Annotated in this window: 16 protein-coding genes and 1 tRNA gene; 14 read left to right on the forward strand and 3 right to left on the reverse strand. The window is 64.8% G+C overall.

Translation table 11 applies throughout. The features are described 5' to 3' along the window. The first annotated feature begins 22 nt into the window (after window positions 1-22). From V8J38_RS12745 to V8J38_RS12755, 3 genes are all read left to right on the forward strand, one after another. Window positions 23-1186: an isovaleryl-CoA dehydrogenase gene (locus V8J38_RS12745; protein WP_338576164.1), complete on the forward strand. Its 1164-nt coding sequence runs from the start codon at window positions 23-25 to the stop codon at window positions 1184-1186. Window positions 1187-1237: 51 nt separating this feature from the next. After that, window positions 1238-1426, forward strand: coding sequence for a DUF3008 family protein (locus V8J38_RS12750; protein ID WP_024353207.1), 189 nt, complete (start codon window positions 1238-1240; stop codon window positions 1424-1426). A 92-nt stretch (window positions 1427-1518) separates the two neighbouring features. Next, window positions 1519-2172, forward strand: coding sequence for an exopolysaccharide biosynthesis protein (locus tag V8J38_RS12755; RefSeq protein WP_338576165.1), 654 nt, complete (start codon window positions 1519-1521; stop codon window positions 2170-2172). Between the two features lie 16 nt (window positions 2173-2188). Here the strand turns inward: V8J38_RS12755 and flaF are convergent, their stop codons facing one another. Both flaF and flbT read right to left on the reverse strand, forming a co-directional pair. Further along, window positions 2189-2551 carry a flagellar biosynthesis regulator FlaF gene (flaF, locus tag V8J38_RS12760; RefSeq protein ID WP_338576167.1) on the reverse strand — a complete coding sequence of 121 codons (363 nt, stop codon included), beginning with the start codon at window positions 2549-2551 and terminating at the stop codon, window positions 2189-2191. Next, window positions 2511-2936: a flagellar biosynthesis repressor FlbT gene (gene flbT, locus V8J38_RS12765; RefSeq protein WP_046653004.1), complete on the reverse strand. Its 426-nt coding sequence runs from the start codon at window positions 2934-2936 to the stop codon at window positions 2511-2513. Before flbT ends, flaF begins: the two co-directional genes overlap by 41 nt. 157 nt (window positions 2937-3093) lie before the next feature. Between flbT and V8J38_RS12770 the strand changes: the two genes are divergently transcribed. The 7 genes from V8J38_RS12770 to V8J38_RS12800 all read left to right on the forward strand — a co-directional run bounded on the left by V8J38_RS12770 (window position 3094) and on the right by V8J38_RS12800 (window position 7586). After that, entirely contained in the window at window positions 3094-3516 is a 423-nt protein-coding gene (locus tag V8J38_RS12770) for a hypothetical protein (protein WP_338576169.1), read from the forward strand. A gap of 8 nt (window positions 3517-3524) precedes the next feature. After that, window positions 3525-3731: a hypothetical protein gene (locus V8J38_RS12775; protein ID WP_291783135.1), complete on the forward strand. Its 207-nt coding sequence runs from the start codon at window positions 3525-3527 to the stop codon at window positions 3729-3731. A 70-nt stretch (window positions 3732-3801) separates the two neighbouring features. After that, entirely contained in the window at window positions 3802-4662 is an 861-nt protein-coding gene (locus tag V8J38_RS12780) for a MoxR family ATPase (RefSeq protein ID WP_338576171.1), read from the forward strand. 94 nt (window positions 4663-4756) lie between these two features. Beyond that, entirely contained in the window at window positions 4757-5635 is an 879-nt protein-coding gene (locus V8J38_RS12785) for a methyltransferase type 11 (RefSeq protein ID WP_338576173.1), read from the forward strand. 154 nt (window positions 5636-5789) lie between these two features. Further along, entirely contained in the window at window positions 5790-6383 is a 594-nt protein-coding gene (locus tag V8J38_RS12790; RefSeq protein ID WP_291783219.1) for an HD family hydrolase, read from the forward strand. 22 nt (window positions 6384-6405) lie between these two features. Continuing rightward, on the forward strand, window positions 6406-7398 hold the full coding sequence (locus V8J38_RS12795) for an NUDIX hydrolase (RefSeq protein WP_338576175.1): 993 nt from the start codon (window positions 6406-6408) through the stop codon (window positions 7396-7398). Window positions 7399-7496: 98 nt separating this feature from the next. Beyond that, a tRNA-Ser gene (locus V8J38_RS12800) sits at window positions 7497-7586 on the forward strand. Between the two features lie 47 nt (window positions 7587-7633). Here the strand turns inward: V8J38_RS12800 and V8J38_RS12805 are convergent. Then, the gene (locus tag V8J38_RS12805; protein WP_291783145.1) at window positions 7634-7912 is read right to left on the reverse strand and encodes a hypothetical protein; all 279 of its coding nucleotides are present in this window, start codon (window positions 7910-7912) and stop codon (window positions 7634-7636) included. A 26-nt stretch (window positions 7913-7938) separates the two neighbouring features. Here V8J38_RS12805 and V8J38_RS12810 point away from each other — a divergent pair, with 26 nt between their 5' ends. From V8J38_RS12810 to V8J38_RS12825, 4 genes are all read left to right on the forward strand, one after another. After that, the gene (locus tag V8J38_RS12810; protein WP_338578628.1) at window positions 7939-8169 is read left to right on the forward strand and encodes a cytochrome b; all 231 of its coding nucleotides are present in this window, start codon (window positions 7939-7941) and stop codon (window positions 8167-8169) included. A 350-nt stretch (window positions 8170-8519) separates the two neighbouring features. Beyond that, window positions 8520-11306: a M14 metallopeptidase family protein gene (locus V8J38_RS12815; protein ID WP_338576177.1), complete on the forward strand. Its 2787-nt coding sequence runs from the start codon at window positions 8520-8522 to the stop codon at window positions 11304-11306. 266 nt (window positions 11307-11572) lie between these two features. After that, window positions 11573-14587, forward strand: coding sequence for a TonB-dependent receptor domain-containing protein (locus V8J38_RS12820; RefSeq protein ID WP_338576179.1), 3015 nt, complete (start codon window positions 11573-11575; stop codon window positions 14585-14587). Window positions 14588-14688: 101 nt separating this feature from the next. Next, entirely contained in the window at window positions 14689-16272 is a 1584-nt protein-coding gene (locus V8J38_RS12825) for an amidohydrolase (protein WP_338576181.1), read from the forward strand. Window positions 16273-16508: the final 236 nt, after the last annotated feature.

Genomic DNA, 16508 nt, shown 5'->3' on the forward strand with positions numbered 1-16508 from the left:
GCACAATGCTACGCCTTTGGGCATGAGCATACCCTTCGCGCCCCAATCCATGGAATTCGGCCTCGGCGAGACTGCTGACGCCATCCGCGACACGACCGCCCGCTGGGCCGCCGAACGGCTGGCCCCCCGCGCCGCCGAGATCGACGAGACGAATGAGTTCGCCCGCGACCTGTGGCCCGAAATGGGCGAGTTGGGCTTGCACGGCATTACGGTGGAGGAAGAGTTCGGCGGCCTCGGCCTCGGCTACCTCGAACACGTGGTGGCGATGGAGGAGGTGTCGCGCGCCTCGGCCTCGATCGGCCTGAGCTACGGCGCCCACTCCAACCTGTGCGTCAACCAGATCCGTCGCTGGGGCACGCCTGAGCAGAAGGCGAAATATCTGCCCAAGCTGATCTCGGGCGAACACGTCGGCTCCCTGGCCATGTCCGAGGCCGGTTCGGGTTCGGACGTCATGTCCATGCGCACCCGCGCCGAGAAGAAGGGCGACCGCTACGTCCTGAACGGGACCAAGTTCTGGATTACCAACGCCCCGCACGCCGAGACCCTGGTGGTCTACGCCCGTACCGGCGACGGCAACGGCGGCGTCACCGCCTTCCTGATCGAGAAGGGCATGAAGGGCTTTTCGGTCTCCAAGAAGCTGGACAAGATGGGCATGCGCGGCTCGGACACGGCCGAACTGGTGTTCGAGGACTGCGAAGTCCCCGAAGAGAACATCATGGGTGGCGAAGGGCGCGGCGCGGCCGTGCTGATGAGCGGCCTCGATTATGAACGCGCCGTGCTGTCGGCCGGTCCGCTGGGCATCATGCAGGCGGCGCTGGACGTGGTCCTGCCCTACGTCCGCGACCGCAAGCAGTTCGGCAAGGCCATCGGCTCCTTCCAGCTGATGCAGGGCAAGGTGGCCGACATGTACGTCGCCCTGAACAGCGCCCGCGCCTATGTCTATTCGGTCGCCCGCGCCTGTGATCAGGGGCTGACCACCCGCTATGACGCCGCCGGCGCCATCCTGCTGGCCTCCGAGAACGCGGTGAAGGTCACGCTGGAAGCCGTCCAGGCCCTGGGCGGAGCCGGCTACACCAAGGAATGGCCGGTCGAACGCCTGGTCCGCGACGCCAAGCTCTACGACATCGGCGCCGGCACCAACGAAATCCGCCGCTTCCTCATCGGCCGCGAGCTTCTGGCAAGCTGACGGAACCCCAAGGCGGGCGGACGGTTGCCTTTCACTCGGAAGGAGATCGTCATGCCCGCCAAGTCCGCCGCCCAGCAGAAAGCCGCCGGAGCCGCCCTGTCGGCCAAGCGCGGCGACACGCCCAAATCCAAGCTTAAGGGCGCGTCGAAATCCATGATGGAATCGATGAGCGAGAAGCAGCTTGAAGAGTTCGCCCACACCAAGCGCAAGGGCAAACCCGAACACGTCTCAAAGCACTAGACGCCTATTTCGTCACAACCCTCGCGGCGGGGATGGCGCAAGTCGCGGCGCGCCCCTAACGTCGTGCATGATATCGCTCTGAGTCTCGCTTGATGACGCTCGTTTCCACGCCGCCGCCCGATGAGGGGCGGACCTTCTCCGACGTGCTGGAGCGCCTGGGCCAGGACCGGCTGGATCAGGGCGAGTCCGACAAACTGTCCCTTCGCGAAATGGTCGAGGCCTTCGGCGAGCGCGGCTTCGGCGCCGTCATCCTGATGCTGGCCCTGATGGCGCTCTTCCCCTGGCCGCCGGGCGGCAAGGCGGTCTTTTCCGTGCCGATCATCCTGATCGCCGCCGAGCTGGCGCTGCAGCGCGAGAAGGTGTGGTTGCCGCGCTGGCTGCTGAATCTGTCGGTAAGCCGCGCCTCCTATCGGGCGGCGGCGGAGAAGATTCTGCCCCGCCTGCGCCGGGTCGAGCGGCTGACCAAGCCGCGCTGGCCCGTTATGACCGGCGAAGCCGCGGATGTGGCGATCGGCGTGATCTGCATCCTGCTGGCCATGATGATGGCCCTGCCGGTGCCGTTCGGCGACGCCCTGCCCGGCCTGACCCTGGCCCTGTTCGGCCTGGGCATCATCCAGCGGGACGGCGCCTTCATCCTGGCCGGTTTCTTCGGCACGGCCGTGTGCGGCGTCTATCTGGCCCTGGTTTGGACCACAGTGGTCGCGGTCGTCGGCAACATCGCCAGCTGGGCCGCAAATCTCTTCTAGGAGATCCGGAGCCGCGTCAGCCCGCGTCGGTCTGGCCGCTGAGTCCCTGCATGATCATGCGGTTGATGTCGATCAGGGTCGAGAAGTCGTCCTCGCCCCGCATGACCTCGGACGTGTTGCGGTTGACGAACAGGCTCAGCGAGATGAACTGCGCCCGCATCGCCTGAGGCATGGTGTTGGTCGAATCCGAGCAGGCGGTCGCCAGCGTGGACCACAGGCGGCGGTTCCAGTCCAGGGCGTCCATCCGCCCGGCGACATCCGACTTGTCCAGGGTGGCGGCGTGCATCAGGGCGCGCGTCACCTGGCCGAACAGCCGGTACTCCATCTCACGCGGGGATTCAGCCCGCGTCGCCGCCGTCTTGTACGCCTGAAGCGACATTGCCGAGCCTTTGGTCTTCGTAATCGACGATTTTGCGAGCGCCCATCAGGGCCTTGTAATACTGACGCGCCAGCACGTGCTTGGAGCAGGCGACGCATTCCGTCAGGACGTCCGGATTGCGGACCGCCCCCATGAATTCGGTCAGGCGCAAGGCGAACTCATCATAGAATTTCGGCGCCTCCGCCTCGTCCAGATACATCATCATGACGGGGAAGTAGATGCGGCGCGCGGGCGTGGTCACGTCCTCGGGCTGCATGATGTCCTTCTCGCGCAGGACGCTGGCCTTGTTCTGCAGGACCAGGACGCCGCGACGGTCGCCGTTCTGCACGACGGCCCCGTTCAGCACGAATTTTTCGCCGGGCTTCAGCGACAGTTTCAGAGGCAAGGGAAGGTCTCCGTGGCGCCGCCCTCACCGTGACGGCCGGCCGCTGAGGAACTGTAAAGCGACGTGGTTAACCATCTCTTCATTTGGCGCGTCGCGTTCCGGCTGATGGGAACGCCCGGACGAGCCGAGCCGTTGAGCTTTTCGAAGGGAGACGACGATGCCAGCCCCCGACTTTGACGCCGACGGCCAGGACCAGGCCGAGGTCTATGACGAGACCCATCTGGACGATGAAGGCGACGGCGACCTGTCGTTCGACGAAGCCGACGACGTTCTGGACGTCACCCAGTTGGACGGCGACGCCGACCCCGAACCCTTTGATGAAGACGACGCCGATCTGGACGGCGACCTGGCCCTGGACGGGATGGAGGCCGAGGCTGACGCCCTGCTGGGCGTCGACAGCGTGCGGCTGAGCGAAACCGACGGCGACGGCGCCCCGGCGTCGGGGGCCGACGAGGTCGAGCTGGTCTATGCCGGCTTGATGCGCAATCAGCGCGGCGCCCAGGCCAGCGCCGCCCACTGGGAGGCCAGGCGCCTCTCCGACGACGACATAGAGGACCTGGGCTACGGCCCTGAACAGTGAGGGAATTCATGACCGACCATCATCCGACCAAGGCCCAGGAAGACGCCGACCCGAACACCCCTCCGGCCAAGCGCGCACCGCACGAAAGCGGCAAGCCCGACCAGCTGAAGGACAAGGAGAAGGACGCCGAGAACCGTCAGGAAGCCCTGATCGACGAGGGCGTCGAGGAGACCTTCCCCGCCAGCGACCCGGTGTCGGCCAAGCGCATCACCTGACCCTGCCGCCTGTTCACACGGATTTCTTTAAGCTACCTGCTCCCTTCCCCCGGAATGGAGCAGGTTTCGCATGAGCCGGTTCGAAGGCACGTCCAACTACATCGCCACCGACGACCTGAAGGTCGCCGTCAACGCCGCCGTGGCGCTGGAACGGCCGCTGCTGATCAAGGGCGAGCCGGGCACCGGCAAGACGGTCCTGGCCTATGAACTGGCGCGTGCGCTGAACGCGCCGCTGATCACCTGGCACGTCAAATCGACGACCAAGGCGCACAACGGCCTGTATGAATACGACGCCGTCAGCCGCCTGCGCGACAGCCAGCTGGGCGACGAACGCGTCCACGACGTCCGCAACTACCTCAAGAAGGGCAAGCTGTGGGAGGCCTTCACCGCCCCGGCCCGCCCCGTCCTTCTGATCGACGAGATCGACAAGGCCGACATCGAGTTCCCCAACGACCTGTTGCAGGAGCTCGACCGCATGGAGTTCTACGTCCAGGAGACGGACGAGACGATCCGCGCCGAGGTTCGCCCCGTGGTCGTCATCACCTCGAACAATGAGAAGGAACTGCCGGACGCCTTCCTGCGTCGCTGCTTCTTCCACTACATCCGCTTCCCCGACGCCGAGACGATGCAGGACATCGTCGAGGTCCACTTCCCCGGCATCAAGCCGCGCCTGGTCGCCGAAGCGCTGAAGACCTTCTATGAAATCCGCGACACGCCGGGCCTGAAGAAGAAGCCTTCGACCTCGGAGCTTCTGGACTGGCTGAAGCTGCTGCTGGTCGACGACGTCTCGCCTGAGACCTTGCGCGAAAAGACGCCGGGCAAGCTGATCCCGCCGCTGCACGGCGCCCTGCTGAAGAACGAGCAGGACGTGCATCTGTTCGAGCGCCTGGCCTTCATGAGCCGTCGCGAAGGCGCCCGCCCCGGCAGCTGATTTCAGCCGCTTTCCCGTCGTCTTTCGATTACCGCGATTTCACTGGCCCTGCCGCGCTTATGGCGCACAATCGGGGCCTGGAGTGGAGCCGACCATGCAACACATCACCTGGCCCGTTATCGCCTTGGCGCTGATGACCGCCGCCTGCGACAATGGCGGCTCGGTGCGCATCACCACCTCCACGACCTCGGATTCGTCCGGCGTGCTGAAGGTGGTCGACGCCTTGCAATGCCCCCAGACCCAGGGCGTGCTGACACGCAAGGGGTCGGCCCGGGCCGACGGGTCCTGCGTCTACGGCGGCCCGCGCGGTTCGGAAGTCATCCTGCAACTGGTCCAGTTGGACGGCCGCTCGGCCCAGACGGCGCTGAAACCCTTCGAGACCCGCCTGACCGCCGACCTGCCCGAAGCCATGGCCCAGGTGGAGGCCGAGAACGCCCGAGCGGAGGCCGCCGCCGCCAAGGCCGAAGCGGACGCCGCCCGCGCCGAGGCTGACGCCGACCGAGCCGCCGCCGAGGCGTCCAGGGTCGCCGATGAGGTCGCAGGCGATTCCGCCCAGGTCAGAATGCCGGGCCTGCGCGTCGACGCCCGGGGCGACAAGGCCACCGTCCGCCTGCCCGGCATGAAGATCGAGGCTGACGGCGACCGCGCCAACATCCGCATCGGCGGCCTGACCATCCGCGCCGACGACAAGAGCGGCCGCGTCAACGTCTCGTCCGGAGACGACGCCGTGAACATCGACGCGACCGACAGCGCCGCACGCATCCGCACCAGCGCCTCGGGCGAATCCGTGCGTTCGACCTTCCTGATGGCCGCGAACGAGCCGTCCGCCAGCGGCTGGCGCACCGTGGGCTATGAAGCGCGCGGCCCGGTCGGCGGCCCCATCGTCGTCGCCACCGTCCGCAGCAAGGACCGCGACCCGGACCGCCTGTTCGACGCCGCCAAGGCCCTGGTGACGCTCAACGTCGGCGATTAACCCCCATCTATCGCAACGGCCGCCCTTGATCGCGCGTTCGGTCTGAGTCACCAGCCTGAGCATGCGCAGCATCAAGACCTTGGCCGAAGAAATCGAAGACGCCGGCCCCGCGCCCCGAGTCCGCAAACCCAAGCCGCCGCGCGCCTGGCAACGCATGTTGTCCGGCCGCCGCCTGGACCTGCTGGACCCCTCGCCGTTCGACATCGAGATCGAGGACATCGCCCACGGCCTGGCCCGCGTCGCCCGCTGGAACGGCCAGACGATCGGCGAGCACGCCTTCTCGGTCGCCCAGCATTCGCTCGTGGTCGAGGAGATCGCCGCCCACATTCGCCCGGGGCTTGAGCCGAAATGGCGCCTGGCCGCCCTGCTTCACGACGCCTCGGAATACGTCATCGGCGACATGATCTCGCCGTTCAAATCGGCCCTGGGCGCCAGCTACAAGGACTTCGAGGCCCGGCTGGAGGCGGCGATCCACGTCCGCTTCCAATTGCCGCCCAAGACCCCGCAGACGATCAAGTCGCTGATCAAGAAGGCCGACAAGGCCTGCGCCTTCTATGAGGCGACGCAACTGGCCGGATTCACCCGCCGCGAATCCCTGCAGATCTTCGGCGCTCCGCCCTCCGGCTATGATCTGGTGATCGAACCCCTGCCCGCCGCCGTGGCCCAGGAGCGCTATCTGGACCGCTATCGCGTTCTGGCCGAAGCTGTCGGCATCCTGCCCGGCGCCGACGCCTGGCACACGGAATAGACAACGGGCGCAAGGGAGACGCATGGACCAGGGGCGGACGGAGGCGTCATCCTCCCACACCGGCATAAGGATCGGCCTGTCGGCGGTGATCATCGCCCTGCGGGACCGCGAGGCCGTCGTCCTGACCACCCACGCTCCCGACGGCGCCCCCGCCCTGCCCTTCGGCCCCTTCGATCCGGCGCGCGACCGGACCTTCGAACTGGCGCTCCGCGACTTCGTGGCGGCTCAGACAGGCTTCCCACTGGGCTTCGTCGAACAGCTCTACACCTTCGGCGACCTGGGCCGCGACGCCCCGCGCGCCACGCCCGGCCCGGACCGCGCGCGCGAGATCTCGGTCGGCTACCTCGCCCTGACCGCCGACGCCGCCGAAGGCGCCAGTTTCGGCGCTTCCGCCAGCTTCGACGCTTCGGGCCGCGACGCGGCATGGACGCCCATCTTCCACGTCTTCCCCTGGGAGGACTGGCGTCGGGGCCGCCCGCCCGTCATGGAACGCCTGATCCCCGCCCTGAGCGCCTGGGCCGTCGACGACGCCGCGCGCAAGGGCCGCATCGACGCCCTGTTCGCCCTCACGCCCGGCGCCCGCTGGAACGAGGAGCGCGTGCTGGATCGCTATGAACTCCTCTATGAGGCGGGTCTGGTCGAGGAATCCGCCCGCGACAACGGTCGCCCAGCCCCCGCTCCGCTCGGCGACCTGTCCATGACGTCCGACCACCGCCGTATCCTGGCGACCGGCGTCGCCCGCCTGCGCAGCAAGCTGAAGTACCGGCCCGTCCTGTTCGACCTCACGCCCGCGACCTTCACCCTGTCCGCACTGCAGGCGGCGGCCGAGGCCGTGGCGGGCCTGTCGCTGCACAAGCAGAACTTCCGCCGCGGCGTCGAGCGCACCGGCCTGGTCCAGCCCACGGGCGTCTTCACCAGCGACACCGGCGGCCGTCCCGCCGAACTGTTCCGCCATGTCCGACCCGAACCCGGCGACGGCGGCGCCTTCGGCCTGTCGCTTCCCGGACAGCGTTGAACCGCCGTTCAAATTTCTTCGCCGTCATGGCTTGCAGCCATCGCAGCCTTTGATTAGAGAAGCCGCTCGCTCAGCCCCATTAGGGACTACCGACCCGCGGAGAGGTGGCAGAGTGGTTGAATGTACCGCACTCGAAATGCGGCGTACGTGGAAGCGTACCGGGGGTTCGAATCCCCCCCTCTCCGCCACCGTCCTGAGCTGGTTCTGCTTGCTCAGCAGGCCGGTCAGCACCCCCCTATAACTCAGCGCATTTCCCGCCATGGCTGAACCGCGCATCCGCGTGTTCGGCCGCTTGGGCGGCTTTTTCCGCCTGTCCGCGATGCCAGTCTCTGCGCGTCTCGGCCCATAGGAACGCATGTGCGAAGCCGCGTACATGACCGTTCCTCGCCAGCTCTGACAGGGCCTCCAGCATAGCGCACGCCGGGGTCACATATTCTGGCGCGTGCTGCGCGATGATCGCACGCGCGACCTTCGGGGTGTCGTCGATGCCTAGGGATGCAAAGACGTCGTTCAATGATCGTATCAGAGCTTGGTTGGGATATGTTGTCGGCAGGCGGCTTTCCCGTGAAGTTGAGCCCGAACTTCACCCTGCCCCCGCTGGTTCCGCAGGATCTGCGCCTGTTCGACCTTCTGCGTATGGCGCACACCGTGACGGCCGTCGCCTTCTTCGCCCTGACCCTCGGGCACTTTTCGGCCGCTTTGATCCATGCCTTCATTCGGCGCGACGGGGTATTCTCGGCGATGGGTTTCGGAAAAGACGACGGCGTCTGAACGGAAAAGAGCTTCAGCAGTCGGTAACGCATTCCACCGAAAAGACGAAGAAGACGAAGAAGACGAATAAAAACATCATAGAATACCAATCACAAATATTACCTTTTTAGATACTTGCAGACCACCGTTTGGAGACAATGCACATGATAAATGGACCCGACATCCAGGTCCTACACAATCAAAGTCATAGTATTAAATTTTTCACGGGCTTCTCCCCGCCTGAAGCGCCCTTCCTTCGTTTCTGCAATAAATTTCCCCTCTGACGAGAAATATGTCTTTTGCGGGGCGATTTTTTGTCCAAGTCTGCGGTGACGCTCGGACGATCTCGGGCGCTTGCACTGGGGGAAACAATGTTCCGGACGACCTTTGCCAGCCAGCTCTGCGGGGTGCTTTTGACCGGCACTGCGCTTACCGCTGCGGGCCCCGCCTCAGTCGCCCTAGCTCAGGTCGCAGCAACGGCCACGCCGGCTTCGGCGACCGTAACGGCGCCCGAGCGCTTCTTCCCTCAGCCCCCCGGCACGGATTACTTCCTGGCCGACTACGATCAGTATGAGCGTTACCTAAAGCGCGTCGCCGGCGAATCGGACCGGATGAAGCTGGAGAGCTTCGGAACCTCGGCCGAAGGGCGCACCCAGTGGATGGCGATCGTGTCTTCGCCTGAAAACCTGGCTCAACTTGATCGCTACCGCGACATTTCTCGCCGTCTGGCCCGAGCCGAGGGACTGACGGCAGAACAGGCCGCCGAGCTGGCCCGTGACGGCAAGGCCATCGTCTGGATCGACGCCGGCCTGCACGCCACCGAGACCGTCACCACCCAGGGCCAGATCCAGATCATCCACCGGCTGTTGACCCAGAACGATCCCGAAACCCGGCGTACTCTGGACGACGTCATTATCCTGTTCGGCCACGCCAACCCGGACGGCCTGCAACTGGTGGCCGACTGGTATATGCGCAACGAGGATCCGTTGAAGCGGGAGTTCAACTCGATCCCGCGCCTGTATCAGAAGTATGTGGGCCACGATAACAACCGCGACTCCTACATGTCGCTGATGCCCGAGACCGAAAACATCAACCGGGTCCACTATCGCGAGTGGTTCCCCCAGATCGTTTTCAATCAACATCAGACCGGCCCGCGCGGCATGGTGGTGTTCATTCCACCCTTCCGTGACCCGTTCAATTACAACTTCGACCCGTTGGTGATGACCACGACCACCGAGGTCGGCACCATCATGCACAGCCGTCTGATCTCTGAAGGCAAGGCCGGATCAGGGATGAACAGCGTCGCCCCCTACTCGACCTGGCACAACGGCATGTATCGGTCGGCCCCGTACTTCCACAACATGGTCGGCATCCTGACCGAGATCATCGGCGGGCCGACCCCGGAAGCCATTCCGCTGATCCCCGAAACCCAGCTGGCGCGCAATGACGAGCCCATGCCGATCGCCCCCCGAATGTGGCGCCTCCAGGACAGCATCGACTACCAGTGGACGATGAACCGCGCCGTCATCGACTACGCTTCGCGCAACCGCGAACGCCTGCTGATGGGCATCTATCAGATGGGCGCCAACAGCATCGAGCGCGGCAGCCAGGACAGTTGGACCATCACGCCGCAGAAGATCGACGAGCTGAAGGCTGCGGCCGCCACCGCCGACCGCGGCGCCATTGAGGCGGGCCTGTTCGATACGGTGCTGAAGACGGCCGAGAACCGCGATCCGCGCGGCTTCATCATCAATCCCGAAGAACAGCGCGACCTGCCCACCACCGTGGCCTTCCTCAACGCCCTGATGAAGAGCGGCGTCGACGTCGAGGTCGCCAGCGCCCCGTTCACCGTTGGCGCCAAACGCTATCCGCAGGGCTCCTACGTGGTGAAGACCGCCCAGGCCTTCCGGCCCCACGTGCTGGACATGTTCGAGCCGCAGGACCATCCGCACAACACCGAATATCCGGGCGGGCCGCCCAAGCTGCCTTACGACGTGGCCGGCTACACCCTGGCCTATCAGATGGGGGTCACGTTCGATCGCGTGCTGGATGGCTTTGACGGCCCCTTCGGCCGGGCGGACAACCTGCTGGCCACGCCGCCGGGCGCAGTCATAGGCTCGGGCCGCGCGGGCTTCGTCATCCCGCATGAGGTCAACAACAGCTTCATCTTGACCAACCGCCTGCTGAAGGCGGGGGCCAGCGTCGAATGGCTGGAGAACGGGGCCAAGGTCGGGCGCACTCAGTTGCAGCCGGGCGCCCTGTGGGTGCAGGCCTCGCCTGAAAGCACCGCCGCAGTGCGGGCGGCGGTCGGCGAACTGGGCTTCAACGCCTATGCCGTGGATCGCAAGCCGACGGGCGGCGCCATTGCCCTGAAGCCCGTTCGCGTCGGCCTGGTCGACCGTTATGGCGGGGTCATGAGCGCGGGCTGGACCCGCTGGTTGCTGGAGCAGTACGAGTTCCCGTTTGAGGTGGTCTATCCCCAGACCCTCACAGCCAGGAACCTGAACGAGCGGTTCGACGTCCTGGTGTTCACCGACGGAACCACGCCTGCGCTGAATCACGCAGCCTATCGCCCTCAGCGCAACCAGCCTCTACCGCAAGCCGAGGACATCCCCGAGGCCTATCGCGCCTGGCTGGGCGAAGTGACCGCCGACGGCGCCGTGCCCCAGATCGCCGAGTTCGCCCGCAACGGCGGTTCGGTCATCACCATCGGCGGCGCCAATCGCCTGGCGCATCTGCTCGGCGCGCCCATCGCCCCGGCCCTGGTCAAGGAAGAAAACGGAACGCAGCGGCCACTGGCCACGACCGAGTTCTTCCTGCCCGGTTCGATCCTGAGCGCCAGGGTGGACAACACCGATCCGTTGGCCTTCGGCATGCCGGCCCAGGCCGACGTCTTCTTCTCCAACGGCCAGACCTATCGCATCGCCGGCGAAGGCGCGAAGTCCGTGGCCTGGTTCGACACCGACGCCCCGCTGCGCAGCGGCTGGGCGCACCATCAGGAGTTGCTCAAGGACACCTCGGCCGTGGTCGAAGTCGACATCGGCAAGGGCAAGCTCTTCGTCTACGGCGTCGAAGTCCTGCAGCGCGCCCAGCCGGCCGGCACTTTCCGTCTGTTCTTCAATGGCCTGCTCTACGGCCCGGCGGTCGCTGCCGACTGAACCCGGCAGCCGACGATGGAAGCCGATACTTACGACGGTCCGGCTTCCATCCCACGCCTCTCAGAGAATGGTGCTTAGCAAGATTGGAGACCTCATAAATTATTATGCCTTGATTTGCAGTCAGCTCACACAACGCTTCGCTTATTCTTACTCTAAAAAAACCAAATAGATCCGGGGACCAAGTGATGAACACTCAAGGACGCGCACAATCCAAATCGAGCGCCTCACGAGTATTGCTAACCAGTGCTTGCGCCTACGCCGCGCTGATGGCCGGCGCAGCCCACGCTCAGGAAGATCAGTCCGGGTCCGCGACCCAGGTGAGCGACATCATCGTCACCGGCTCGCGCGTCGCGCGCCCGGACTATGTGGCCAACAGCCCGATCGTATCGGTCTCGACCGAGGCCATCGAAGACACCGGCCAGGTGTCGGTCGAACGCGCCCTGACGCAGCTGCCGCAGTTCACCGGCGCCTTCGGTCAGGCCAGCACGGGGAGCAGCTCCACGACCCTGAACGCCGGTCAGGCCAACGCCAGCCTCAGAGGCCTGGGGCCCAAACGGACACTAATCCTGCTGGACGGGCGCCGGATGCAGCCGTCGTCTCCTGACGGCTCGATCGACCTGAACACCCTGCCTGACGCCCTGATCGGCAATGTCGAGGTCATCACCGGCGGCGCCTCCACCGCCTATGGTTCGGACGCCACGGCGGGCGTGGTCAACTTCCGCCTGCGCAACATCGAAGGCCTGACCCTCAGCAGCCAATACGGCGTCAGCGAATACGGCGACGGCGAACAGTTCCGTGCGACCGCGACAGCAGGTTCGCGTTTCGCCGATGGACGCGGCCGCGCCATGATCTCGGTCGACTACTCCCAGCGCGAGCCTGCGCTTCAGAGCGACCGGTCGTTCAACATCATGCGCACGCCCCAGAACGGCACGGCGACGCTCGATTCCGGCGCCATGCTCTTCCCCGGAAACGCGCCCAGCGCCGCCGTGGTCAACAATCTGTTCGCCAATGTCTATGGAACCAATCCCATCACCGGCTCCGCGACCTACACGGGCCAGCTGGGCTTCAACCTGGACGGCACGCTGTTCAGTCACGTGACGCCGGTCGGCGACTATTTCGTCGAGAATTTCCGCGACCCGGAGACGGACACCCAATATATCGCCGGCAGCCGCAAACAGCTCAATTTCGGCTGGCCGAACAGTCAGGTGGTGAACACCAATGAACGCATCACGGTCTTCTCCAAGCTTGATTACGATGTCACCGACAACACCTCGGTCTTCGCTCAGGCGACCTTCACGAGCTATGACGCGCTAACCTATTTCAACCCCACACTGGCGTCGGGTGCCGCCTATGCGCTGAGCGCGCCGGTGACCAATCCGTTCCTGACGCCTGACGCCCGGCTGGTCCTGGCGTCGCGCCCCGATCCCAACGGGGACTTCACCTTCCAGAAGGCCTTCACCGCCGCCGGCGACCGACTGCAGACCAATACCTATGACGTCTATCAAATCGTCATAGGCGCCGACGGCGTCGTGCCGTACCGCGACTGGACGTGGGACGCCTTCGCCAGCGTGGGCCAGACCAAGACCAACAACGTCCAGCACGGCGCACTCAGCAAATCCGCGGTTATGAACCTGCTGTACGATCCATTCGGCGGCGCGGGCGGTTCTCGGATGGAGTACGACCCTGTGACGGGCGCCTCCGTGGGCATGGTCGACTACCCTGTGCTCTGCGAAGGCGGCGCCAACTTCTTCGGCAACCATGCGCTTTCCCAAAGCTGTATGGACTACATGAGCCGCCGGACGTCGAACACCAACGAGATGAAGCAGCGCGTCGCCGAAATAAACCTGCAGGGCGGCTTGTTCACCCTTCCGGCGGGTGAGGTCCGCGTGGCGACCGGCCTCGGCTATCGCTACAATTCCTTCCAGTACAACTCCGACGAACTTTACAACATCCCGGGCGTCGGCAGCGACATTCTGGGGTACAGCGTGCTGCGGCCTTCCGGCGGCGACACCAGCGTCAGCGAAATCTACTTCGAAGCGCTGGTTCCCATCCTGAAGGACATGCCGATGGCTCAGGAGGTCAACATGAACCTCGGCTATCGTTATTCGGATTACAGCAGCGTCGGCGGCGTCAGCGCCTATAAGGTCGATGTCGACTGGAGCGTCATCGACGCCCTGCGTCTGCGCGGGGGCTACAACCGCTCGGTGCGCGCGCCCAGCGTCGGCGAGCTCTACGCTCCGGAATCCTCGGGCAGCACCGGCATCGGCAGCCCCAGCGCAGCAACGCCGTTCGGCGGCGACCCTTGCGATGTCCGTTCCGGCTATCGCGGCGGCTTCGGTCAGAGCGGCGCCAACGCCGCCCAGGTGGAGGCCCTGTGTCTGGCCATGGGCGTGCCGGCGGGCGTGCTTCCGACCTATCAGTTCGGCTCGACCCAGGTGTTCGCCCTGACCGGCGGCAACCCTGACCTGCAGGAAGAAACCACCGACACCTATTCGATCGGCGCCGTCATACAGTCGCCGTTCACCACGCCGCTTCTGGAACGGATCTCGACGTCGCTTGACTGGTATTCGATCGAAGTCACCGGCGCAGTCGGCAACCTGCCGATCATCCAGACCATCGAGAATTGCTTCAATCTCAACGGCACGAACCCGACCTATGATGTGAACAACTACTATTGTCAGGTCATGGGCAAGCGTAACCCGACCACGGGCTTCCTGTTCGAGCCGGGGCAGCCCGCGCTGAACCTGGGCGCCTTCAAGGTCAGCGGCGTGGACCTGCAGATCGACTGGACGTTCGATTTGGCCGACATCGGTCTGCCCGCCTCGGCCGGCAGCCTGTCCCTGGGCACCGTGGTCAGCTACGTCGACAAGTTCGAAATCCAGAACCTGCCGGGCGGCCCGTCCTACAACTACGCTGGCAGCCGCGGCACCGCCGTCGAGGACGGCGCTGGCGTGGCTCACCCCGACTGGAAGGCCAACACGACCCTCTCCTACTCCAGGGACTGGATGAACGTCAGCCTGCGGTGGCGTCATACCGCCGCGATGATCAGCGCGGAACAGGTGCGCAACGCGGCCAGCACGACGCGGGGCGTCGATTCCTATGACGTCTTCGATCTGAACGGGCGCTTCACGCTGCCGCACGACCTCAGCGTGCGGGTGGGCGTCGCCAACCTGTTCAACAAAGAGCCGCCCCAGGTCGGCAATTTCGCCGGCAGCTTCGACGGCCAGAACTACGATACGCTCGGCCGTTACTATTCAATCGCCGTAACCAAGAGCTTCTAAACGGCTGGGACGCCGGGGAAGGAAAGCGTCAAGCCTCTTCCTTCCTCGGCGCCCGCTTTGATGAGCCCCTGCGCACATCCCGTCCCTGTGTCCATTCCAAATTGAAAGCTTCAGTTTCCATCACCGAAAGGCGGGAACTGATTATTCGGAACGATCATCTTGGCCGGTTCGGCCTTTGGTCTGTCGCCCTTATCAATACGCGCATGAACAGCGGAATTCAGAACATGAAATTCACCAGTCTTACGGCCCTCACCCTCGCGCTCTCGTGTTTTGCCGGCACAACGGGCCGGACGGCTGAACTGCCGGAGATGCAGCAGTCCGCCATCATCGGAACCGTCGAACGCGATCGTGAGCAACTCGGAGCAACCGCCCTGGCTATCTGGGGTTTCGCCGAGGTCGGCTATCAGGAGACCCAGAGTTCAGCCCGCCTGCAACAGGATTTGACTGCCGCTGGCTTCACAATCACAGAGGGAATAGCTGGCCAGCCGACCGCCTTCCTCGCCAGCTTCAAGAACGGCGATGGCCCGGTAGTCGCCCTTCTGGCTGAATTCGACGCCCTGCCAGGCCTGTCCCAAGCGGTGTCGCCGGTCGAACAGTCCCTGCATGCGATCGCCGGCCATGGCTGCGGCCACAATCTGTTCGGCGCAGCCTCCTCCTATGCCGCCATCGCCGTCCGCCAGTGGATGGTCGACAATAACATCAAGGGCGAATTGCGCGTCTATGGCACGCCGGCCGAAGAAGGCGGCTCGGCCAAGGCCTTCATGGTCCGCGACGGCCTGTTTCGCGACGTCGATGTCGCGCTCCATTGGCACCCTGCGACGGTCAACAGCGCCAGCCAAGGAACGACTAAGGCCAATATCAGCGGCAAGTTTCGATTCTACGGCACGTCATCCCACGCCTCCGGCGCGCCGGATCGCGGGCGCTCGGCTCTGGACGCCGTAGAGGCGATGAACGCCATGGCCAATATGATGCGCGAACACATCCCGGACGGCACCCGCATCCACTATGTGATCACCGATGGCGGCGAAGCGCCCAACGTGGTGCCCAACTATGCAGAATCCTACTACTATGTCCGTCATGGTGATCCTGAGGTCGTTCTGTCCGTCATCGAACGGCTGAAGAAGGCTGCCGAGGGCGCCGCTCTTGGAACCGAAACCCGATACGAGTTCCAGCAGATCGGCGGCGTCTACAGCATGATGCCCAACGGCGCCCTGATGAGCGTCATGGACCGCAATCTACATCGCGTTGGCGGAATCACCTGGACGCCGGAAGAAACGGCTTTCGCGGCTGAGCTCCAGAAGACTTTGACCAGCCGCCCCCCCCTGTCGGGCGTCGGTGAAATCCAGCCCGCCAAACTGAGTTTCGATGGAGCGGGGGGATCGACCGACGTGTCAGACGTCAGTTGGGTCGTTCCCACCGTCGGCCTGGCGACCGCTACATTCGTGCCCGGCTCTGCCGGACATAGCTGGCAGAACACCGCCGCCGCAGGCTCCAGCATCGGGGTCAAGGGCGCGGTCGTCGCCGCCAAGGCCCTGGCCCTGACAGCGGCGGAACTCTTCGTCAGCCCTGAAACGATCGCCGCGGCGACGGCCGAGCTTCATGAACGTCGCGGCGCGGACTTCGTCTATCGTCCCCTGGTCGGTGACGGCCCTCCACAACTGAACTATCGCGGCGGCAGCGAATGACACTGCTCTCGAGACGGTGGAAACATAATTGACGTCCCGACTGACGCCTCATGCTGCCGGCGCGCAGACGGCGGCATGAACCAAGGCGGCTTTCCCGAGGCGCGCTAGCTTACCCGTGACGACATCGGGGGAGATTCAGATATTGCGCTGAAGCTGACGAAGCAGCTTCAGCGCCCCATGCTTGTTCCGTCGTCTCTGAACCAGGACATTTGGCTGCAATCAACGGTCCGAACTTG

The sequence above is a fragment of the Brevundimonas olei genome (assembly GCF_037055245.1).
Classification (GTDB): Bacteria; Pseudomonadota; Alphaproteobacteria; order Caulobacterales; family Caulobacteraceae; genus Brevundimonas; species Brevundimonas olei.

Excerpts from the sequence above, each read along its gene's own strand:
- V8J38_RS12750 (WP_024353207.1), top strand. The coding sequence starts at position 1,238 with ATGCCCGCCAAGTCCGCCGCCCAGCAGAAAGCCGCCGGAGCCGCCCTG.
- V8J38_RS12820 (WP_338576179.1), top strand. The coding sequence starts at position 11,573 with ATGGCCGGCGCAGCCCACGCTCAGGAAGATCAGTCCGGGTCCGCGACC.
- V8J38_RS12790 (WP_291783219.1), top strand. The coding sequence starts at position 5,790 with ATGTTGTCCGGCCGCCGCCTGGACCTGCTGGACCCCTCGCCGTTCGAC.
- V8J38_RS12775 (WP_291783135.1), top strand. The coding sequence starts at position 3,525 with ATGACCGACCATCATCCGACCAAGGCCCAGGAAGACGCCGACCCGAAC.
- V8J38_RS12755 (WP_338576165.1), top strand. The coding sequence starts at position 1,519 with ATGACGCTCGTTTCCACGCCGCCGCCCGATGAGGGGCGGACCTTCTCC.
- flaF (WP_338576167.1), bottom strand. The coding sequence starts at position 2,551 with ATGTCGCTTCAGGCGTACAAGACGGCGGCGACGCGGGCTGAATCCCCG.
- V8J38_RS12745 (WP_338576164.1), top strand. The coding sequence starts at position 23 with ATGAGCATACCCTTCGCGCCCCAATCCATGGAATTCGGCCTCGGCGAG.
- V8J38_RS12785 (WP_338576173.1), top strand. The coding sequence starts at position 4,757 with ATGCAACACATCACCTGGCCCGTTATCGCCTTGGCGCTGATGACCGCC.
- V8J38_RS12810 (WP_338578628.1), top strand. The coding sequence starts at position 7,939 with ATGTTGTCGGCAGGCGGCTTTCCCGTGAAGTTGAGCCCGAACTTCACC.
- V8J38_RS12780 (WP_338576171.1), top strand. The coding sequence starts at position 3,802 with ATGAGCCGGTTCGAAGGCACGTCCAACTACATCGCCACCGACGACCTG.
- V8J38_RS12815 (WP_338576177.1), top strand. The coding sequence starts at position 8,520 with ATGTTCCGGACGACCTTTGCCAGCCAGCTCTGCGGGGTGCTTTTGACC.
- V8J38_RS12795 (WP_338576175.1), top strand. The coding sequence starts at position 6,406 with ATGGACCAGGGGCGGACGGAGGCGTCATCCTCCCACACCGGCATAAGG.
- V8J38_RS12770 (WP_338576169.1), top strand. The coding sequence starts at position 3,094 with ATGCCAGCCCCCGACTTTGACGCCGACGGCCAGGACCAGGCCGAGGTC.